Origin of the sequence: Hymenobacter sp. J193 (assembly GCF_024700075.1) — a bacterium.
Classification (GTDB): Bacteria; Bacteroidota; Bacteroidia; order Cytophagales; family Hymenobacteraceae; genus Hymenobacter.
In genome coordinates this window covers 3,296,155-3,318,067 of record NZ_JAJONE010000001.1, presented here as the reverse complement: position 1 = coordinate 3,318,067, position 21,913 = coordinate 3,296,155, and the positions used below count along the sequence as shown (strand labels likewise).

General features: G+C 59.3%; 13 protein-coding genes and 1 pseudogene. 9 read left to right on the top strand and 5 right to left on the bottom strand.

The window, feature by feature from the left end; all coding sequences use genetic code 11:
• From LRS06_RS14585 to priA, 4 genes are all read left to right on the top strand, one after another.
• A complete protein-coding gene (locus LRS06_RS14585) occupies positions 1–2,661 on the top strand; it encodes a GSCFA domain-containing protein (protein WP_257872142.1) in 2,661 nt (886 codons plus the stop codon).
• A 66-nt stretch (positions 2,662–2,727) separates the two neighbouring features.
• On the top strand, positions 2,728–3,573 hold the full coding sequence (locus LRS06_RS25435; RefSeq protein WP_308239912.1) for a DUF255 domain-containing protein: 846 nt from the start codon (positions 2,728–2,730) through the stop codon (positions 3,571–3,573).
• Entirely contained in the window at positions 3,512–4,765 is a 1,254-nt protein-coding gene (locus tag LRS06_RS25430; RefSeq protein WP_308239911.1) for a hypothetical protein, read from the top strand. Before LRS06_RS25435 ends, LRS06_RS25430 begins: the two co-directional genes overlap by 62 nt.
• Before the next feature lie 120 nt (positions 4,766–4,885).
• Positions 4,886–7,429, top strand: coding sequence for a primosomal protein N' (gene priA / locus LRS06_RS14575; RefSeq protein ID WP_257872141.1), 2,544 nt, complete (start codon positions 4,886–4,888; stop codon positions 7,427–7,429).
• Between the two features lie 1,010 nt (positions 7,430–8,439).
• Here the strand turns inward: priA and LRS06_RS14570 are convergent.
• Positions 8,440–9,030: a hypothetical protein gene (locus LRS06_RS14570; RefSeq protein WP_257872140.1), complete on the bottom strand. Its 591-nt coding sequence runs from the start codon at positions 9,028–9,030 to the stop codon at positions 8,440–8,442.
• 489 nt (positions 9,031–9,519) lie between these two features.
• Between LRS06_RS14570 and LRS06_RS14565 the strand changes: the two genes are divergently transcribed.
• The 3 genes and pseudogenes from LRS06_RS14565 to LRS06_RS14555 all read left to right on the top strand — a co-directional run bounded on the left by LRS06_RS14565 (position 9,520) and on the right by LRS06_RS14555 (position 11,943).
• On the top strand, positions 9,520–10,290 hold the full coding sequence (locus LRS06_RS14565; protein WP_257872139.1) for a class I SAM-dependent methyltransferase: 771 nt from the start codon (positions 9,520–9,522) through the stop codon (positions 10,288–10,290).
• A gap of 23 nt (positions 10,291–10,313) precedes the next feature.
• Positions 10,314–11,533, top strand: a pseudogene (locus LRS06_RS25550) (S-adenosylmethionine:tRNA ribosyltransferase-isomerase).
• 77 nt (positions 11,534–11,610) lie between these two features.
• Positions 11,611–11,943, top strand: coding sequence for a hypothetical protein (locus tag LRS06_RS14555; protein ID WP_257872138.1), 333 nt, complete (start codon positions 11,611–11,613; stop codon positions 11,941–11,943).
• Between the two features lie 136 nt (positions 11,944–12,079).
• Here LRS06_RS14555 and LRS06_RS14550 read toward each other — a convergent pair whose 3' ends face one another.
• Both LRS06_RS14550 and LRS06_RS14545 read right to left on the bottom strand, forming a co-directional pair.
• Positions 12,080–14,647, bottom strand: a complete 2,568-nt coding sequence (locus tag LRS06_RS14550; protein ID WP_257872137.1) for a M14 family metallopeptidase — start codon at positions 14,645–14,647, stop codon at positions 12,080–12,082.
• Between the two features lie 181 nt (positions 14,648–14,828).
• A complete protein-coding gene (locus tag LRS06_RS14545; protein ID WP_257872136.1) occupies positions 14,829–15,101 on the bottom strand; it encodes a hypothetical protein in 273 nt (90 codons plus the stop codon).
• Positions 15,102–15,280: 179 nt separating this feature from the next.
• Between LRS06_RS14545 and LRS06_RS14540 the strand changes: the two genes are divergently transcribed.
• On the top strand, positions 15,281–15,760 hold the full coding sequence (locus tag LRS06_RS14540) for a hypothetical protein (RefSeq protein WP_257872135.1): 480 nt from the start codon (positions 15,281–15,283) through the stop codon (positions 15,758–15,760).
• Between the two features lie 70 nt (positions 15,761–15,830).
• On the opposite strand, the gene LRS06_RS14535 is transcribed toward LRS06_RS14540, so the two are convergent.
• A complete protein-coding gene (locus tag LRS06_RS14535; protein ID WP_257872134.1) occupies positions 15,831–17,345 on the bottom strand; it encodes a RagB/SusD family nutrient uptake outer membrane protein in 1,515 nt (504 codons plus the stop codon).
• A 25-nt stretch (positions 17,346–17,370) separates the two neighbouring features.
• Positions 17,371–20,415 (bottom strand): TonB-dependent receptor, encoded by a 3,045-nt coding sequence (locus LRS06_RS14530; protein ID WP_257872133.1) that lies wholly within the window; start codon positions 20,413–20,415, stop codon positions 17,371–17,373.
• Between the two features lie 242 nt (positions 20,416–20,657).
• Between LRS06_RS14530 and LRS06_RS14525 the strand changes: the two genes are divergently transcribed.
• A complete protein-coding gene (locus tag LRS06_RS14525) occupies positions 20,658–21,827 on the top strand; it encodes an HRDC domain-containing protein (RefSeq protein ID WP_257872132.1) in 1,170 nt (389 codons plus the stop codon).
• Positions 21,828–21,913 lie beyond the last annotated feature (86 nt).

Below are 21,913 nucleotides of genomic sequence, written 5' to 3'. Positions count from 1 at the left end.
ATGGAAAAACAGCCGGTGGCCCGCACCGCTTTTCGGGTTGATGTACCGCTGATGTTTCGTACTGAATTACCTCTTACCCCTCACCCGCAGCAGCTGCCGCCCACCGCGCGGGTGCTTACGGTGGGTTCCTGCTTTGCCGATACCATCGGCAGCCGCCTGGCCGATTATAAGGTTGCTACGCTGGTAAATCCGTTTGGCACCGTGTTCAACCCGCTTACGGCCTGCCAGCTGCTGCGCACCGCCGCCGGCGAGGATATGGACTGGCAGCAGCACCTGGTAGAAGCCCGGGGCCGCTGGCAGAGTTACGACCTGGCCGCCAGCCTCGGAGCCGAAAACCCAGTGGCCCTACTCCAGCGCATACAGGAAGTGGTGCGCGAAACCGGTGCGTTCCTGGCCCAGACGGACGTGGTGATGCTGACGCTGGGCACGGCCTTCGTGTACCGCCTGAAGGAAACCGGGGAGCTGGTAAGCAACTGCCACAAAATCCCGGCGGAGCGGTTCGAAAAAGAGCTGCTCACGCCCGATGAAATTATCAATGCCGTAGCCGAAACCCACGCCTACCTGCGGCGCATCAACCCCAGGCTGCGGTTTATTCTGACGGTGAGCCCGGTGCGGCATATCAAGGATACGCTGCCGCTGAATTCCGTCAGCAAATCGGTGCTGCGCGTGGCCTGCCACTACCTCAGCGAGTTGCTGCCCGACATATCTTACTTCCCGGCCTACGAGCTGCTGCTGGACGATTTGCGCGACTACCGCTTCTACGCTCCTGACATGCTGCACCCCTCGGCGGTAGCGGAGGACTACATCTGGGAGAAGTTCACGCGCACGTACTTCGACCAGTCATTCGGGCGCTTTAAGAAGGAATGGGAAGCTGTACGGCAGGCGTTGGCCCATCGGCCGCTCTACGCCGCCGCCCCCGAGCATCGGCAGTTTCTGGAACAAACGCTGGAACGCCTGGAGCGCCTCAGTGCCCAGGCCAGCGTGCAGGCCGAGCTGGCTATTGTGCGCCAGCGCATAGCCGAGCTGCCCCTCCCTCCTGCCCCGCCGCAACTAACTCCCGAACCCGAAGAGGACGACGAGGAACGCATCGACGTGGGCGAAGAAGCTACGGTTGCCGTGCAGGAGCCGCTTGATGCCGGAGCCCAGCTGGACTCGGCCCTGGAATGGCCCGATGAAGACGTGGAGGAAGATGAAGCTGACGAGGAGCCCGAAGCTGCCGATACGCTGGTAGAAGCCGTGGGTGCGGCGCTGGAAGGCGAGCAGCCGCTTATCAGGAAAAAGCGCCGCAGCCGGGGCGGGGCCAAGCGCAACAAGAAAAAGCACGCCGCCCGCCTGGCGGCCGAGTCCGATGCTCTGGCGGCTACCACCGCTACGCTAAACCAGCTGCTGCCAACGACCGAAGCCGAAGCGGCTGTCGAGCCGGTGGCTGACTCGTTACCGTCACCGTTGCCACCGTCTCCGCCAGTTGTGGTTACCGAGCAGCCGGATATGCCGCTGCAAACCGCGCTGGAGCGCCGCAAGCGCAATTCGCGCCGCTCCAAAAACCGTAAGCCGGCTTTACCGGAAGCAACTGCGCCGGAGCAGACCGCAGAAACGCAGTCATCGGCAACCGAAACAGCGGATCCACCACAGCCGGCGGCTGAGTTGTCAGGCGAATTTGTTGCTGAAACTGCGCAGGCTATTGAATCTGGTTTACCAGTTGCTGCTCCTGAAGCAGATACGAATACCCCCTCGGAATTCGATACGACCGAACCCGCTGGTGACGATACCCAAGGTGGCCGACGCGAAGGCCGTTCGGGCCGTTCAGCCAGTGAGCGGCGGGCTGCTGCCGTACGCAAGCCGCATCGGCCTGCTCCGCGCTTTAAGCCATTGTATGCGGCAGATGCTTCTCCGACAACGGAAGAAATATCGGTATCCGCTATTTCGGACTCGCCGGTTTCCCAGGTTCTGCCGGACGAGCCGCAGACCAGCAACGTCGAACGGGTTGACGCGCCCGTAGCAGCCCCGGAGCCTAGCGTGGCGCCTACTCCTGAGCCCGTCGTTCCGGTGGTTGCGGCTTCCATTGAGGTAGCTCCCGCTGGTTCTGCAGCTGCGCCGACGCCAACTGCTCCGAAGCCACTCATTCCGCATACGGTGGGTACGGGTGCTTCTGGCAACCTGAGCAGCACCGGGCAGGCCAGCCGCCAAGCGCGGCCTGCCCGGGCCAAACAGCCTACGGAAGTTGCCATCGAAGCACCGACAGCTGCAGGGCCCGTTGCGGAAGCACCCGCGCAGCCCGCAGTTGCTGACGCGCCCCCAGCTGCTCCAGCAACTCCAAAGCCAGCTGCCAAGCCTCGTCCGGCCCGGAAAAAGCCCTTAGCATCCACCGAAACGCCAAGCGGGACTCCGGCAGAGACTACGGAAACGCCACCTGCTGCGCCAGTTGCCGGCAATAAGCGGCCTACGCGCCCATCGAAGCCCAAAGTGTCAACCCCAGAAACGCCAACCGAGGCCCCTTCGCCCAAAGTGCCGGCAGCGCGGAAACGCGGCAAGGCCCCGGCCGCCGCTCAGCCTGAAGCTCCGGCAGCTCCCGCAGAAACGCCGGCTCCATCTGCGCCGAAAAGGGTCCGCCCTTCCCGGCGCAAGCCGGCTGCCCCAGATACCGGCGCCGAAAACGCGTAAAATGTCTTCTTTCAAAACCCGGCCCGCAGTGGCCGGGTTTTGTTTTTCCAACTATGCCCCAGCCTAATGTCCAGCTCCCGTTCATCGTCGCCAAATCGGCTGGCTCAGGAATCGAGCCCGTACCTGCTTCAGCACGCGCACAACTCCGTAGACTGGTATCCGTGGGGTGAAGAAGCGTTGGCGCAGGCCCGGCAGGAGCAGAAGCCGATACTGGTGAGCATTGGCTACGCGGCCTGCCACTGGTGCCACGTGATGGAGCGCGAATCATTCGAGAATCCGCAGATAGCGGCCCTGATGAACGCGCACTTCGTCTGCATCAAGGTAGACCGGGAGGAGCGCCCCGATGTGGACCAGGTGTACATGGCGGCGGTGCAGGCAATGGGCGTGGGCGGCGGCTGGCCTCTGAACGTGTTTCTGACCCCGGATGCCAAGCCCTTTTACGGCGGCACCTATTTCGCGCCCCGCAACTGGACGCAGCTGCTGGCTAGTATCGGGCAGGCGTATCAGAATGAACACCGCCAGGAGCTGGAAGCTTCAGCCGAGCACTTCGCTCAGGCCCTACAAGTCAGTGAGCTGGAAAAGCACCGCCAGCCGGCCGCTGCCGAAGGCTTGTCGGAGGAAGAATTTCAGCTGCTCGTCGGTAACCTGACCGCAAAATTCGACCAGGAAAAAGGCGGACTAAGCGGCGCGCCGAAGTTTCCCATGCCCGGCATCTGGCGCTTTTTGCTGCGCGTGCATCATATGACCGGCAACCATGCCGCGCTGGAGCAAACCACCCTCACGCTACGCCGCATGGCCTGGGGCGGCCTCTACGACCAGGTGGGCGGCGGCTTTGCCCGCTACTCAGTAGATGAAAACTGGCTGGCTCCCCAGCTTCGAGAAGATGCTCTACGACAATGGGCAGCTCATTAGCCTCTACGCCGAAGCCTACCAGGTAACCGGCGACGAGCTTTTCCGGGAAGTAGTGTACGAAACCGTGCGGTTTGCGGAGGGCGAGCTGCTAAGCGCGGAGGGCGGCTTCTACTCCGCACTGGATGCCGACAGTGAGGGCGAGGAAGGCCGTTTCTACGTATTCACGAAAGACGAGCTGCGCGAAGCCCTGGGCCAGGAAGAGCTGCTGGCCGAAGCCTACTACAGCTGCACGGCCGCTGGCAACTGGGAGCACGGCCGCAACATCCTGCACCGTCAGCTTTCCGACGAAGACTTTGCCCGGCAGCACGAGCTGGCGCCCGGCGTAGTAGCCGAACTGGTGCAAGGCTGGAAGCAGAAGCTGCTGCAGTACCGCGCTGCCCGCCCCCGCCCCGCCCTCGACGACAAAATCCTGACGGGCTGGAACGCACTGCTGCTTCAGGGTCTGCTGGATGCCTATCGTGCCTTCGCCGAGCCCACGTTCCTCACGCTGGCTCGGCGCAATGCTGAGTTTCTGCAATCCAAGCTGCGCAACGAAGCTGGCGGCCTGTGGCGCACGTACAAAAACGGCCGCGCTACCATCACCGGGTTTCTGGAAGATTATGCCCTAGTCATTCAGGCCTATATCAGCCTGTACGAAGCCACGTTCACGGAAAGCTGGCTGCGCGAGGCAGAAGTGCTGACGGAATACACACTGGCAAACTTCTTTGACCCCGAGGAGGAGCAGTTTTTCTACACGGATGTGGCCGGGGAGACCCTGATTGCCCGCAAAAAGGAGCTGTTTGACAATGTAATTCCCAGCTCCAACTCCGTGATGGCGCACAACCTGCACCGGCTGGGGTTGCTGCTGGAGCAGCCGCGCTACACCGAGTTGGCCGCCGCCATGCTGCGCCACGTGCAGGCCCTAGTGGTGCGCGAGCCCCAGCACCTGGCCAACTGGGCCGCACTGTACGCTGCTCTGTTGCGGCCTACCGCCGAAATTGCCCTAATTGGACCCGAAGCCGATGCACGCCGGCAGGAGTTGAGCCGGCACTTTCTGCCCAATGTGGTGCTGGCCGGTGGCCCCGGGCCCGGCGAGCTGCCGCTGCTGCAGAATCGCACGGCCCTGCACGACGAAACCACCCTGTACGTGTGCTTCAACCACGCCTGCCAGCAGCCCGTGCATACCGTAGCGGAGGCCCTGGCTCAGCTCTAGAACCGCCTAGCCTTATATAGCTGCCCGCTCACCCTATTTGAGAGTTGGCCTCAATTGGCTGCACCGTAAGCGCGGCGGCGTGTGTTATCTTTACTTTCCGCTTTCAGTTTTGCTTTCCCTTTGAGCCTCACGTTTGACTTTGTGCAGCCGCAGCCAGAAGCGGCCACCGACCGCGTCACGCTGTTTGCCGACGTGATTCTGCCCCTGCCGCTGCCCAAGCTCTACACCTACCGCGTGCCCTACGAGCTGAACGACCAGGTAGTGGTAGGCGGGCGCGTGATTGTGCAGTTCGGGGCCAAGAAAACGCTGAGCTGCATTGTGGCGGCCGTGCACGAAAACCCGCCCAAGGAGTATCAGGCCAAGTACATCCTGGAGTTCATCGATGATGCGCCGGTAGTGACGCAGCCCCAGCTGAAGCTCTTTCGCTGGATGGCTGACTACTACCTGTGCACGCTGGGCGAGGTCATCAACGCGGCGCTGCCCTCGGCGCTTAAGCTCAGCTCCGAGAGTCGCGTGCAGCTCCACCCGGCCTTCGTACGCGACGAAAACCCTTATCCGCTCAGCGAGCAGGAAGAGAAGATTGTGGAGGCCCTGAGCACCGGCGAAGAAGGCAAGAGCCTTACCTTCACGGAGGTGGGCGAAATTCTGGGCATCACCTCCTTTCACAAAGTCATTAAGTCCCTGATGCAGAAAGACGTGGTCTTTCTGTTCGAGCATCTGCAGGACAAGTACTCGCCCAAGGTGGTGAAGAAGGTGCGGCTGGCCCACCACTACGTGGCCGAGGCGGCGGTAGAGAGCCTGTTTGCGCAGCTGGCCTCCCGCTCCAAGCAGTTGGATGTGCTGATGCGCTACCTGCAGAAGGTGCCGGTGTACCAGAACGAGCACCTCAACCACCAGGGCATTGAAAAAGCTTACCTCACCTCAGCCCCGCACCTTTCGCCCTCGGCGGTGAACACGCTCATCAAAAATGGCATCCTGGAGCAGTTCGACGTGATTGTGTCGCGCTTTCCGCTGGACGATGCCACCCAGGCCAACATGCACTTCACCCTGAGCGAGGCCCAGACCACGGCCCGCGACGACGTGATGCAGCAGTTCCAGGAAAAGGACATTGTGCTTTTGCACGGCGTAACGGGGGCCGGCAAAACCGAAATCTACATCGACCTGATCCGGCAGGCCCTGGACGGGGGCGGACAGGTGCTGTACCTGCTGCCCGAAATTGCACTTACGGCCCAGATTGTGACCCGCCTGATGCGCGTGTTCGGCTCCCGCCTGGGCGTGTACCATTCCAAGTTCTCCGACAACGAGCGGGTGGAAGTGTGGAACGGAGTGCTGTCGGGGCGGTTTCAGGTGGTGGTGGGCGTACGCTCCTCGGTGTTTCTGCCCTTCGATAACCTGGCTTTGATTATCGTGGACGAGGAGCACGAGAGCAGCTACAAGCAGTACGACCCGGCCCCGCGCTACAACGCCCGTGAAGTAGCCCTGATGATGGCCAACTTCCAGGGCGCCCGCACGCTGCTGGGCTCGGCCACGCCCGCCGTGGAAACCTACTACCAGACGCGCACCGGGCGCTACGGGCTGGTTTCGCTTACCAAGCGCTTCGGGGAAGCCGGGCTACCTGAAATTGAGCTGGTGGATACGCGCAAGAGCCGGGAGGCGAAGAAGATGCACAACCACTTCACGCCCGAGCTGATGCTGGAGATGGAGCGCAAGCTGGGCGCCAAGGAGCAGATCATCCTGTTTCAGAACCGCCGCGGCTACTCTCCTTTCATCAACTGCTTGGACTGCGGCTGGATACCTAAGTGCCAGAACTGCGCTGTAAGTTTGAGCTACCACAAGCACGCCCACGAGCTGCGCTGCCACTACTGCGGCTACCACGACCGGCTGCCGGTGGAGTGCCCGGCCTGCGGCTCCCGCAACCTCAAGCCCGTGGGCTTCGGCACCGAAAAGATTGAGGACGACCTCAAGATTATGCTGCCCGAGGCCAACGTGCAGCGCATGGACCTGGACACGACCCGCGCCAAAAACTCCTATCAGCAAATCATTGCCGACTTTGAAAACCAGGTCACCAATGTGCTGGTGGGCACTCAGATGGTGACCAAGGGCCTCGACTTTGCCAACGTGAGCCTGGTGGGCATTATCAACGCCGACTCCATCATTCACTACCCCGATTTTCGGGCGCACGAGCGGGCCTTTCAGATGTTTGTGCAGGTGAGCGGGCGGGCGGGCCGCAAGGGCAAGAAAGGCAAGGTTATTATCCAGACCGGCGACCCGCAGCAGGTAATCTTCGACAAGGTTATCCGCAACGACTACTTGGAGTTCTACGAGTACGAGATTCTGCAGCGGCGCGAGCATGGCTACCCGCCGTTCATGCGCATCATCCGGCTCACGGTAAAGCACATGGACCAGCATCTAGCCGAGCGGGCCGCCATCCTGCTCACCAACGAGCTGGTAGACCGGCTGGGCCGGGAGGCCGTGCTAGGGCCGGAAGCACCGTATATCTTCCGCATCCGCAACTTCTTTCTGCAGGAAATCACCATCAAGCTCAGCCGCGAGCATACGGTGCTCAAGCAAGCCAAAGCCGATATTCTGGCCGCCATTAATGCGGTAAAGGATCAGAAGGACTACAAGCAGGCCCGCTTCGTGGCTGACGTGGACCCGATGTAGCTTAGTTTCCGGTGATGCCCCGGCGCTGCCGGCGTTGCGCCTGCCGGTACTGGCGCACTTCATTTTGCCAGCGCCCGCGCGGGCTGCTCGGGTCTTTTGAAAAGAAAATGGCTAGGCCCAACCCTGTACTTACTACCCCAAGCACCATGCCTAACGTCCCAAAAAAGACAGGATCAGCTAAGGCAGCTATTAGAATCAGAAGACCACCTACCAGTGCTATGCCCGCTGTAACCTTTAGGAGGATAGCAAAAAAATCGGTTTTCCTTCCAGGATATGCATCCCTAATATCCTGCCGTAGCTGGCGCCTTCGGCTCTGGCGCCGCTGGTAAAGTAACATCAGCAGACCAACCAGCAGTAGACTGCCTGCTCCAATAGCGCTGGCTGTCGTCCAGGTTTCGTGTTTACTTAACCCTTGACCCACTAATACACTTCCGGCAGCTGTCATAGTACCACCCACGCCATTTACTATTAGTGTTGCTTTATCCCGTGGGTAGTCTTGGGGCAAAGGCGGTCTGATTCTACTGGTATCAGTAGGAATCGGTTGGGGCAGTTGCCGGGCTGGCTGAACCTGCGCACGTGGAGCAGCTACACTTTGCACGGACGCCAGCAGCGCAACCGGCGGCTCAGCAGAGGGCAGCGGAAGCGGTTCAACGGGGTGGTATGCACTGGTTAGTGGCAAGACCACCGGTACGCGGGCACTGTGGCAGCCAGCCACGGTTACCAGCAGAAGTATAGGCCGAATAAGATTGAATTTGAGCACAGCGGAGAAGAGAAAAGGTATCCGTTGCTAATTGCCACTTTACAGGGCCATATACAATCCTATTCGCCTGATAAACAGAGTTTACATACAAACCACAATCGTTTCTAAACAACTTATAACCAGCTGTTTATAAACAATAATTCTGACATTGAATGCCTGTAATTTCTTCCTGGACATGCGTAGGGCGGTTAAAAGCGAAAGCCCCGGCAGCCTGTTGGCAACCGGGGCTTTTTACGTTGACGAACAGTGGCTATATCTCGTCCAGCAGACCCAGTACAATGAATACTAGACCGATGATAGCAATGATGGCGCCCAGCAGGTAGATGATACCGATACCCGTAGCGACACCTAGGATTTCAACCAGCAAACCTACCAGCAGCAGAATAATGCCCTGGCGGATTTTGCCGCTCAACTTGTTGGACTCAGCTACGTCCTTGTGCTTTTTCACCAGCACTTTGGAAGCTACTTTATCTACGTTCTTCAGCGCCTTTTTCACCACCATTTTCTGCATGAAAGATGGCTTGGCAGTTGGCGTGGTGCTAGCCGTAGCCTTCTTGGCCGTAGCGGGAGCGGCGGCTACTGCCGGAGCAGCTTTAGCAGCAGGAGCAGCAACGGCTACTTCTGCGGCGGGGGCGGTTGCCACGGGCGCTTCAGTTACGGGCGCTTCAGCTACAGCCGGGGCAGCTACTGGCTTCTTCACGGCTACCCGCTCCGTGCCGTGGTACGACGAGGTCTTGGGCAGCATGGCGTACTCGGCGCGGTTACAGCTGCTCAAGCCAGCCGAGATGAGAACCGTCAGGGCCAGCAGGCTCTGCTTCCAGGAGAGGAGGTGTTGTTTCATAGAACAGGGAAATGGGTGAAAGAAAAGAAAAGAGTGTACGTTGGTGAAGAGCGGTGGTAAGCCCGTTGCCACTAATCCGGCTGGCTATGTTTACTGCAATGATAACTAATAAAATTGCTCTTACAACCGATGAGCCGCCTTACAAATACCGCTTTCGGGCGAACTGCCGCCGATACGACGTGGATCCAGGCTGGCAGTAGCACTGGCTACTCCAGCGCTGCCGAAGATACTCTGCTGCCTGGGCAAGGTTACACTTTACTGCCGCTCCCCGTCCAGTGCGCTGGCTCCGAAGCAAATAAAATCAGCGGCCGGAGCGAGTAAGAGCACCAAACACAGCGGCTAAGCTATGCCCTCGAAATAGCGCACACTACGGTTTAGCTGCCGGCCGTTATCTTGCGGCGGCCCGCAATACCGACTTTCTACCTGAAAGACCGAGCCGAACGCTTCCGACGGCAACCGTGTTGGAAAAAGCAGACCTGTTGAAAACGAATGCCTCGAAACTCTCTTTCTTTTTTGGGTAGCGCCGCCGCTCCGGCCGCTTTGCTGGCCCTTTCCGTAGCCTGCACCCAGCCCGTTCTCGAAACCCGTACCACCGCCAGCCGCGCCGTTATGCCCGATAGCCTGGGCTATGAGGTGCGACCCGCGCAGGACCCCAACGGCATCGGCAAGTACTACCAGGGCCGTCAGATTGCCCACGTGATGGGCCACGAAGGCGCCGGCTGGCTGGAGCGCGCCGACCGGGACCGGGAAGAAGGCACCGATATCTTGCTGCGGGAGCTGCACCTGAAGCCCACCGATGTAGTGGCCGACCTGGGCGCGGGTACTGGCTACTTCACCTTTCGGATAAGCCCGCTGGTCCCGCGCGGCAAAGTCCTGGCCGTGGATATTCAGCCCGAAATGCTGGAAGCCCTGCAGCAAACCAAAGTCCGCACCAACGCTGTTAACGTGCAGCCCGTGCTGGGCACCGTCCAAAACCCCAACCTGCCCGCCAAGAGCGTGGACCTGGTGCTGATTGTGGATGCCTACCACGAATTCGACCACCCGCGGGAGATAATGCAGGCGGTACGCACGGCCCTGCGCCCGGGCGGGCGGGTAGCGTTGGTAGAGTACCGCGCCGAAGACCCCAACGTGGCTATCAAGCGCATTCATAAGATGAGCGTGGCCCAGGCGCGCAAGGAAATGGAAGCCGTGGGGCTGGAGTACGTGCAGACGATTGAGAGCCTGCCCCAGCAGCACTTGCTCATTTTCCGCAAAAAGTAGGCGCGGCCTTACCTTTGCGGCCTATGACCACCAACCCGCGCCAGCTTTCCATCCACGACTTCACGTATCAGCTACCGCCCGAGCGAATTGCGCCCGAGCCCTTGGCCCGGCGCGACCAGTCGCGGCTGCTGGTGTACCGGGACGGCACCATCACCGACCAGGTGTTCAGCCAGCTGCCCGCCGAGCTGCCCGCCCATGCGCTGCTCGTCTTCAACGACACCAAAGTGGTTCGAGCCCGGCTGTTCGCGCAAAAGCCCACGGGCGGCACCGTCGAGCTGTTTTGTCTGGAGCCCGTAGCTCCGCACCGGGCCGTGGAGCTGGCTATGCAGCAAACCGGTTCCTGCGTGTGGAAATGCCTGGTGGGGAATGGTAAGCGCTGGAAAACCGGGCCGGTGACGGTAGCGTTTACGGCCCGCGGCCAGGGTGCTACGCTCACGGCCGAGCGGCTGGAAAATCAGGAAGGCTATTCGCTGGTGCAGTTCAGCTGGGAGCCGACTGAGCTGCCATTTGCCGAGGTGCTGCGCGAAGCCGGCCACCTGCCGCTTCCCCCTACCTCAACCGTACCGATACCGATGCCGACGCTGTGCGCTACCAGACGGTATATGCCGCCCACGAGGGCGCCGTGGCGGCGCCTACCGCCGGTCTGCACTTCTCGGAGGAAGTATTATCGGAGTTGGCAAGCAAAGGCATCAGCACTGGCCATGTAACGCTGCACGTGGGAGCCGGCACGTTTCAGCCCGTCAAGGCCGACCACATGGCCGGCCACGCCATGCACGCCGAGCCCATCAGCGTGTCGGCGGAACTGCTGCGGCAACTGCTGGCCCACGCGCCCCGACCCGTGCTGGCCGTAGGCACCACCAGCCTGCGCACCCTCGAAAGCCTGTACTGGCTGGGCGCCCGCCTGGCCCAGCACCCAGCCGACATGGCGCTGCACGTCAGCCAGTGGCAGCCCTATGAGGATGCCCCGGAAGTCACTACCAAAGCGGCACTGGAGGCCCTGCTGGCTTATCTGAAGGCTACGGGTGAAGACGTGCTGCACGCCACTACCCAGCTGCTGATTGCGCCCGGCTACCGCTTCCGGCTGGCCCAGGGACTTATCACCAACTTTCATCAGCCCGAAAGCACGCTGCTGCTGCTGGTAGCAGCTTTGGTCGGCCCCCACTGGCGCGAGATTTACGACCATGCCCTGGCCCACAATTACCGCTTCCTAAGCTACGGCGACAGTTCCCTGCTCCTGCCCTAGCGCCGGGGTGCACGGCTTTTTGTTATCCAAAACGGTCGAAGTCCGTATAGGCTGCTATCTACTCACAGACTTCAACCATGAAAAAGATAGTATTGCTGCTGGCATTTGCAGCGTTTTCCGGCTCGGCTTTCGCCCAGGAAGAAATCAAAACCCAAACCCAGAATCCCGCCACCGGCGCCCAGTCTACCACCGAAGTTGACGTGCGCGACAACGGCACGGTGAAAGTGGAGTCGGAAGCTCGCACGGGTCGCACGAAGGCCGGACAGAAAGCCTACAACACCGGCCAGGATGTGAAGCGCGCCGGCCGCAAAACCGGCCACGTAGCTAAAAAAGGTGCGCAGAAAACCGGCAAAGGCCTGAAAAAAGCTGGCAAAGCCGTAAAGAACACCGCCAAGGACGTAGTTGACTAGGGACTTAGGGACTTAGGGACTTAGGGACTTAGGGCATATGTATTACCTGATTCAGGGTTACCAAAAGGCCCGCTGATTTTCATCAGCGGGCCTTTTGGTATGGTAACCTCTAAGCACCAGGAACGAAGCACTAAAACTATTGCCCTACGAAGAATACCGCGTTGCCGAAGAGCAGCTTGCCGCCCTGCCAGAAGGCCCGGAACAAGGGGTTGTCGCCGAAATACACGACTTGGCCACGGCCCAGGTCCTGAGCGCCCAGCACTACAGTATCGTTGAGCTTGCGCCGGGCGCGGGAACCGGCAAAACCGGCGGCGTAGTTGTTTTTCTTAAGCACGCCCACGTTCCAGGCGCCGTCCCCGAGGAAGCGGTAGTTGAGCGTATCCCGGATGAGAGCGTAATAGCTGGGGCCATAGCCGAAAGCCAGCGGGTGGGTGTTGTCGAGCTGAACCTGATACACACTGCCCTGCACAAACTCCTGAATCTGCTCCCGCTCGGCATCGGCGTAGCGGCGCAGGGCGCGGTACGGGTTTTTCTGGCTGGCGGCGGTGCTGTCGGCGGGCTTGGCTTTCAGGGCGAAGTCTTTTTTACCGGCGAAGAAAGCCGCGCCACCTTCCATAGTAATGAGCTTGCCCCCGCTCCGAACCCAGCTTTTCAGATTTTCCAACTGCCGGTCCGACAGCACGTCGCCGTAGTAGCCGTCAGGCAGAATCAGCACATCGAACTTGGCCAGCGGCACGGAGCTGAAGTAGTCGGTGCCAAGCACTGTGATGGGGTAGCCGATCTGCTGCTCAAAGAAGTGCCATACCTCCCCAAATGCCGTGGGCGAAACGCCTTCCCCGGCCAGCACAGCCACCTTGGGCATGTTCACGAAGCGCACGTAGCCCGAGCCAAAATCGGCGCCGCTGGTAGAAAATCCTGTATTCACGGCCTGTACTACCACGCCCGAAGAATCGGCCTGGGCCTGCACCAGCTGGTCGAAGCGCTTGCCCAGGCTTTCGTTGCCGCTGCGCGTGATGACGAGCGTGCCCGACTGGTACTGCTGCCCCGCCGCCTCAAAGGGCCGCTGGGCCACCCGAACCTTCACTTTCTGCTGCAGAAGGCGACTCAGAAAGCGCACATCCTGCAGGTTGTTCCAGCGGGCCACATAGGCATAGGGCGTGCCGGTTGCGGCGGGGCCTTTCACGGTGGTGGTGGCGGGGGCCGCGCCCGAGTTATCGAGGCGCTGGGGTACGGCGTAGGCTTTCAGCCCGAAAGCGTAGGGCAGGGCCCAGGCCGTGATGTCGTAGGTAAGGGAGTCTTCCAGCGCGGGCTTGGGCTCAAACAGCACTTTTACCAACGTGGATTTGGGCTGGTACATACTCACCACCACGTCGCGGGCTTCAACCTGCACGTTTTCGGTTTTACCGCTCATGTAGTTGAAGCCGCGTGTTTTCAGGCGCTTGGGCGCGTAGCCGTAGCGGATCTGCTGCCGGTCGAGGTACTGGGTGAGGGCGCGCAGCTGGCCCGGGTCGCCGGAGCCGGCCACCACAAACGACTTGTACTCGCCCTGGGGCTTGGTGCGGCCCCGCTCGAAAAACTGCTGAAACTCCTTGAGCAGGTCGTCGTGCTTCTCGGAGGTAGCCTGAATGGTGGCCAGGCTGGTAGCATGGTGGTGCGCAATGCGCTGGGTGAGCGTGAGCGTGTCGCCGTCGGACTTGGCAAAGCTGAGGCCCGCCCGGCCCGAGCCGCCCTGCTCGTAGGTCATGCCAATGGCGCCGTTGAAGGTCGGGTACGTGTCGCCGTAGCTGGGATAAAACAGGTCAAAGGTTTCGCGGGTAAAGTACAGCCAGTTGTTCTGGTCGAATACCTTGCGGTTGTAGTCACCGATGACGTTCTGCATGGTCCGCTGCCAGGGCGTCACGTCGGCGTGGAAGGGCTTGGCGGCCGGCGAAAAGTAATATGGCGCATCGGGTCCCATTTCGTGGAAATCGGCGTGCACCTGGGGCAGCCACTGGTTGTAGAGCGTGAGGCGCTGACGGCTTTCAATCTGCGTTTGCCAGGCCCAGTCGCGGTTCAGGTCGAAGTAGTAGTGGTTGTAGCGCCCCCCGGGCCAGGGCTCGTGGTGCTCCCAGGCGTAAGGAGAGGCGTTGGCCTGACGGTTGCTTACGCGGTTGTACCACTGCACGTACCGCTCGCGCCCGTCGGGGTTCACGCAGGGGTCGATGACCACCACCGTGTTTTGCAGCCACTGCTGCGTCTGCTGGTTCTGCGGGTTGGCCAAGTCGTAGAGTACCTGCATCACCGCCTCCGACGACACTGACTCGTTGCCGTGCACGTTGTAGCTCAGCCACACAATGCCCGGCTGCTGGCGCTGCACGGCGCCGTTTTCGAGCCCGGCCAGGCGCAGGTTGTTGTGCTGGATGGCATCGAGGCGGGCCAGGTTTTCGGGCGAGGCCACCTGCACCACTTCCAGCGGGCGGTTTTCGTAGGTCTGGCCGTAGGGCTGCAGCTTCATGCGGCCCTGGGCATGCTGCACCACGTGGTCTACGTAGCGCAGCAGTTCGGCGTGAGGTGTGAAGCGGCCGCCCAGGGGGTAGCCCAGAAACTGCTCCGGCGTGAGCAGGGCCCCAGCCGCAGCGGATGATTGCGCCGTGGCTGTGCCTGCCCAGCAGAACAGCAGCAGCCACAGCCAGCACCCGAAGGCGCGGAAACGAACGTGTAGCACAGAGAAAAGAATAAGCCGCTCAAGACGGCAGGTGTAAGGAAACGTTGGCAGACCAAAGAAAGCACAAAGTAGCCCCCGGCCGGCTAAAAGTTGCGCCACCCGTAACGAAAAGCCGGCAAGGCATCTGTTTCAGCAGATGCCTTGCCGGCTTTTCGTTGAATTCCTCTTTGAAAACGGGCTGTTAGCTGGCTTCTGCCTGTGGCAACGCATCAACCACCACAGCGGCCGGGCCTTTCTCCCGCACTTCGTGGAGTACTCTCTCCACTACGCCCTGGCCAAACAGGCTGACCCCGGAATTGAGCACCACCAGGGCCAGCGTGCCGGCACCCACCCAATTGGCCGTAGGCTCACCTTTTTCTTTCAGGCTGCTGGCCCACTGCACGAGGCAGGCGCCAAAGCCAATGGTTAGTAAACCCGCCGGCGCGAAAGCCAGCCATTTCGTTTTGTGCGTCATGGTAATTGTGGCTGAAATACTGTGTAGGAAAAAGCCGCACGAGCCCCTGCAGGCTGCCAGACCCGTACGGCTACTTCTTCAATCGTACCTTTGCAGGGTTAGGTTGCACTGGCTCGTCAGTTTGTTTCGTGCCCTGGCAGTTCCTCGACCCCGTTTTCAGATCTGGCTTACCATTTCCTATGAGTGCTCCTGCTTTCGAAAAACTCCTGCGCGAGGCGTTTCCCCAGCCCGACGAGGCGACCAGCTACCTCACTCCCGCCGAGTATGGGGCGTATGCGGAGCTGGAAAAAGCCCCCAAGCCTGACCTGGCATTCCGCTTTGAGCGGGTGCGGCTGGTGGTAGCTATGGGCCTTATCAAGCTCCTGGCCGACCTGGGTGACCACGACGAAAGCCGCCGGGTGCTGGACGTGCTGCACCGCGCCGCCCAGGCCCGCTCCATTGCCGAAATCGACAAAGTTATCCACCGCGACGCGCAGGCCTTCGAGCAGCTCTACACCAATCTTTACGTGAACGACGACGGCGAGCAGGTGCTCCAGCTGTTTGAGCGCACCCTCGACGCCGACTCCCGCGAAAGTATGGACGACGTGCTGTTCGACGCCCTGGTGCTGCTGCCCCAGCTCGATTTCAGCCACTATGACGAGGAGGACGAAGCCGAGTAAAGAGAGTAAGAATCAGCAATAAAAAAGCCCCCGCCGATATCCGGCGGGGGCTTTTTTGTAGTGAAGGGGCTTAGTAGCCTTCGTTCTGTGGCAGGGCGTTGCCCAGGTTAGTCTCGTAAAGCGGAACTGGCAGCACCAAGCGGGGGCTGCTGACCGTTAGGCCACCAATGCTGCGTCCTGTGCGCTTGTAGTCGTGCAAGCGGAAGCCCTCAAACGCAAGTTCCAAGTCACGCTCATTCAGCACATCGGCTAAGGTAATAGTGCCGTAATTAGGATTATTCTCGTTGATAATGTTTCCATCAGCGTCCCTAACCTTAATAGGATTGAGCGTATCAGCTTGAGCACGTAAACGCAGGCGGTTTACATCCCAGTAAGGCTCCTCGCCAACAGCTGTACCTAAACGAACGTTAGCCTCTGCACGGATTAAGTACATTTCACTTAAGCGCAGAATCGGAATATTCTGGGAGGCTGTATTCCACTTGTAGGAACGCAGAACACCGGCCCGGCTGCCGTCACCAACGTAAATCAGGCCTGACCCAATCTGGTCAGCAAAGCCCCGCTGGTCTCCATCTTCGTATTTGGCCGCAAATGGTGCACTCACGCGCACATCGCCACGACCACCGAAACCCCGAATGTTGCTGGAATAGAATGTAGCCAGACCATCATTGGAGCCACCCGCATTATTCTGGTCGTTCTGCTGAATCTCAAACAGAACTTCCGAAGAGTTCTTGTTGGTGAAAGTCGAGATAACCGACGAGTTGAGTATAGCACCGCTGCCTTCGATTACCTCATTGGCTTTGGCCAATGCCTCTTCATAGCGCCCCATCTGCAGATAAACGCGGGCCAGCATAGCCTTGGCGTCGTACAGATCAAAGCGGCGGGTGTCAGTCCCTTCATTGGGGTCCGGCAACATGGTTTCGGCGGTGGTCAGGTCGCTCAGTACCTGCGCATACACCTCTTCCACTGTAGCCCGAGCCAGACGCTTAGAGGCCTGCTCTTCTGTCTTATTGGGCGTCAGATTGAGGGGTACGCCAGGTGTGCTGTTAGGTGCGGGCACACCACTTGCCACGTTGGAAAAATCTCCCTCCTTAGTCTGATAAGGCTGCGCGTAGAGGCGTACCAGCTCAAAGTAGAGCATACCCCGCACCATGTGCGCTTCCCCTTCAATCAGGTTTTTCTGGTAATCATCCTTCACTACGGAAGTGGCATCCAGTACCAGGTTAGCCAGGTTAATGGTCTGGTAGTTTTGGCTCCAGGTACGGTCGGCTTCCGAATTACCCGAAGTCATTTCTTTGCGCGTGACCTCGCGGTAGCTCTGAAATGTCCCCTGCCAAGTCAGGTAGTTCGCATCGGAGCCGAACAGGTCGGCCAGCAGCAACAGGTTGGTACCGTATGATTCGGGCAAGTCCATGCGGGCGTAAGCACCAATGATGGCACTTTCTACGCCTTCGGGTGTATCCAGAGCAGTGGCGGCATCCACCGACTGCTGGGGGTCAATGTCCAGTTGTTTTTCGCAGCTCATCAGCCCGAGTGTCAGCAGGAAAGCCAACGAGGCAGCGGAACGACGGAGTGTGGTATGTTTCATGGAATAAAGCATGATTACGCAGTGATTAGAAGCCTACATTCACCCCTACCAGCCAGGTTTTAGCCAGTGGCGGCGTGTAGAAGTCATGACCCAGTAGGTAGTTGGCTCCACCAAAGGTGGTGGTGTTTACCTCGGGGTCATAGCCATCGTAGTTGGTGATGGTAGCAATGTTCTGCCCGGTTATGTACACGCGGGCCGATTTCATGAAGCCACGCTTGGCAATTTCCGAAGGCAGGTTATAGCCCAGCGTTACGTTCTTAAAGCGGAAGAACGACCCACCGCTGATCCAGCGGGAAGAAGCACTCGTACCATTGGATTCGTAAATGCGGGCCTGGGGTACATTGGTGATATCTCCGGGCTTCTGCCAGCGCTTCAACTGATCAAGGGTCTGGTTGTCGTAGTAGTCAGCATTTACCGACTGAAATACCCCACCAATGTTGTAGATGTCGTTGCCGGACACAAACTGATTCAGAATGCTCAGGTCGAAACCTTTGAAGCTGAAGCTGTTGGTCAAGCCACCCGTGAAATCCGGATTCGGGTCACCTAGCTTCTGGTCTACCGCGTCATTGTACACATTGGTCGTGGTTCCTTCAGCAGTGTAATACAGCGCATCACCATTGGCTGGATCTACGCCCGCGTATTTCTTACCCCAATACACCCCCATTGGTTCCCCCACGCGAATGCGGCCTAGGTTACGGCCACCGGAAATGATTTCCTGACCTTGTAGATCAGTGATTTTATTGCGGTTGAATGAGATGTTGAAGTTCGTCGACCACTTGAACGCCTTGTCCAGGTTGCGCGTGTTCAGGCTGATTTCCAGACCACGGTTCTGCAGCTTACCCAGGTTGCGCGTCACTACCGAATAGCCACCGGTGTATGGCAGCTGCAGGTTCAGCAGCAGGTCACGGGTTTTCTTCTCATAGACATCAATCTCACCGGAAATGCGGTTGTCAAGAAACCCGAACTCCAAACCCAGGTCAGCCTGTGCTGTATTTTCCCAGGTCAGGTCGGGGTTGCCAAGGCCAGAGGGCTGAATACCCGCTACATCGGCGTAAGGAATAGCTGAGTACAGGCGCTGGTAAGAGAAGTTGCCAATTTCAGCGTTACCCGTCAGCCCGTAGCTGGCGCGCAGCTTGAGGTAGTTGGCCACGCCATTCTCCTTCAGGAAATCTTCTTCTGTGATAATCCAACCAATGGAGCCGGCCGGGAACGTGCCATAGCGGTTGTTCTTGCTGAAGCGCGATGAAGCATCCGTTCGTACGCTTCCCGAAACGATGTACTTGCTGCGGAACGAGTAGTTAGCGCGAGCCAGGTACGAAAGGAAGCTGTAGCCCGTACCAAAGCTGCTGGAGCCTGTGATGCGGGCAGCGGAGGCAATTTTTTGGAACTGGTCGTTAGGAAAGCCCTGGCCCTGCGAAGAGTTGGACTGCTCGTTGTAGCGCTGGTAAGAAACACCAGCCAATAAATCCAGCGAATGGTCTTCGCCAAAAGTTTTCAGCCAGGTGGCCGTGTTGTTGGAAGTGAAGTTCACGCCCTGCACCTGATTTTGGTAGCCGTAGCCTGTGGGTGCTCCATCTTGGGTGAGACGGCCGTAGTAGATGGATTCGTTCAGGTTGAGAAAGTCTACCCCATTTTCCGTGCGGAAGATCAACCCCTTAATTGGCTCATACCCTAAGGTAGCGGTGCTAAACGAACGGTAGGTACCAGCCCGGTTTGAAGCATTGGCTACTTGCACTAAGGCATTGTAGTAAATAGTGTTACGGTTGAACCCGCTGGGGTCGTTGGCGTCATAGGCCGACTGCAGCGGAGGCAGCGCGTTCATCTGGACCGGGTTGGAGAAGGCATTGTCGTCGGAAACCCGGTCGTTTACCGAGCGCGTGAACGACAGATTTACGCCCAGCTTCAGCTTGTCCGAAATAGTGTGGTCGAAGTTGGTGCGGATGGAGCCCCGGCGGTAACGGTTACCAATAATGATACCCGTCTGGTCATTGAAAGTGGTGCTGATGTAGAAACGGGTTTTGGCGTCACCGCCACTTACGTTGGCATCATATTGCTGCACCTTGCCTTTGCGAAAGGCCATCTCACCCCAGGGGGTATCGTTGGTCGAATTCAGGTCGATAACGGCACTGCCTGGTTCACCGTTGCCTACTTCAAAATCAAGAAATTCTGTTGGGCTGGGATCTTCGCCATAGTAGAAGTTTACGTAAGTATCCGGAATGCGCGAGGCATTAATGATGGACTCCGTGAGCAGCTCTTTATACTGGGCTCCGTTCAGAAACTTGCGCAGGTGCGTGGCCTCGGAAGTACCCATGTAAGCACCTACATTAACGCGGGTTTCGCCCTGGCGGCCTTTCTTGGTAGTTACCAGAATTACGCCGTTGGAAGCTCTGGAACCGTAAATGGCCGAAGCCGATGCATCTTTCAGAATGGTGATGCTCTCAATGTCGTTGGGGTTCAAGTCAGCCATCGGGTTGATAGGCTCACCATTCGCCGAGCCCACATCCTGCGACGTGACGGGAATACCGTCGATAACGTACAGCGGCTGGTTGGAGGCCGTTACAGAAGATGAGCCACGTACCCGTATCTGTACGCCTGCTCCCAGCTTTCCAGAGCCTTGGTTGATTTGCACGCCCGGAGTGCGGCCCTGAATGGCCTGCTCAAAGCTTACCGTCGGTACGTTTTCTACGTCCTTACTGCTCAGCTGCGTGACGGAGCCCGTCAGTTCGCGCTTGGCCTGAGTGCCATAACCAACTACGACGGCCTCGCTGAGGAGGGTTTCGTTGGTTTGCAGCCGTACGTTAATAGTGCCGCCCGTTACCGGAACCGTCTGCGACACGAAGCCGATAGAGCTGATAACCAGCGAGGCGCCGTCCTGTACCGACAGGGTGAAGTTACCGCTAGCATCGGTGCTGGTACCATTGGTAGTGCCCCGTTCGAGTACGGTAACTCCGGGCAGACCGGCACCGTCGCCGGCGCCGGTTACGCGGCCGCTCACGGAGCGGGTTTGAGCCCAGGCAGCTGCTCCCAGCAGGAGATACAGTACCAGGGAGAGGAGTACTTTTTGTTTCATGTGGGTGACCTTGCGGTCGGTTTAAGTGAGTGAAAGAGTGGTGAAAGAGTAGTGAATCGGCGGTTCCTGCAAGCCCCGCACGAAAGGCCTATTTGGCAATACTAAGAAATGAATGTCAGATTTCGGCCTGCCGGCGGGCAGATAGTTAACCGTAACGGGCAAAATCCCTCTGCAGGCGCCTGGATAGTATAGATGCTGAACCCCGGCAAATTCCACGTTTCTTTGTGTGAAATTTCTTCTAAATGCCCGCTATCCACTACCTCACCACCCCCGCAGCCATTCAGCAAGCCGCCACGGCCCTGCACGCCTGCCCCCGCATTGGCATCGACCTGGAGTTCGACGATATGCGCTACCGCTATGGCCGCAACCTGGCCCTGATTCAGGTATTCGACGGTGAAAATGTTTATCTGATTGACCCGCTTCCGCTTACCAACCCGGCGCACGAGCTGGAGCCGCTGTGGGAAGTGCTGCGCAACCCGGTCGTGGAGAAGGTGTTTCACAGCTGCAAGTCGGATATTCTGCTGCTCGACGAACTATATGGCGTGCACGTACGGCCCATTACCGATACCAGCGTGCAGTACACGCTGCTGGCCGAGTCGGACAATAATATTTCCCTGGGTCGCCTCATTCAGTCGGAGCTGGGGCTGGAGGTGGATAAGGGCGAGCAGAAGTCGAACTGGCTGAAGCGCCCCCTCACCGAAGCCCAGAAGCTGTACGCGGCCAACGACGTACTGTACCTGTTTGAGCTGACGGACCGCCTGGCTGCCCGTCTCGAAAGCCTGGGCCGCAGCCAGTGGGCCGCCGAGGAAAACAAGGCCCTGGAGGACGTGCGCTACTCCCGCGACGAGCGGCCTTACCTGCGCATAGCTGGCAAATACCGCATTCTGCCCGGTGAGCTGCCGCTGTTTCGCGACTTGTACATGCTGCGCGACACCATGGCGCGTCAGCTCGACCGGCCACCGTATATGGTGTTTGCCAACGACCGGCTGGCCGAGCTGGTGCGCGACACACCCCGCACCCTCAACGACTGGAAAAACGCCCGCGGCCTGCACCCCGAGCTGCGCCGGACGCCTTACCTGGAGCAGCTCACCGCCCTCTCGCCCGACAACTTCGTGGCCAAGCCTGAGCCGCCCGCTACTGCCGAGAACCGCCGCTTTCCGTTCCGTCGCCGCCTCACGGGCGAAAAAGCCGCCCAGGCCGATGCGCGTGAGCAACTGCTCAACCAGCTCAAAGCTCATATCACCACTGACGTAAATGGCTACGTGGCCAACCTGGTTTTGTCCAACCGGCTGGTGTCGGATATTATTGAACAGGGCGCCGATATGGTGCTGCGTCCCTGGCAGAAAACCATTCTGCAGGAAGCCGCCCGGCGACACGACCTTGAGTATGGTCAAATTGCCCAACCAATGTGAACCACGGATTGGCGCGGATTTTCGGATTGCAGGGATTTCGTGGATAAACAAAAGGGCTTGCCTTCCGGCAAGCCCTTTTGCTTTCT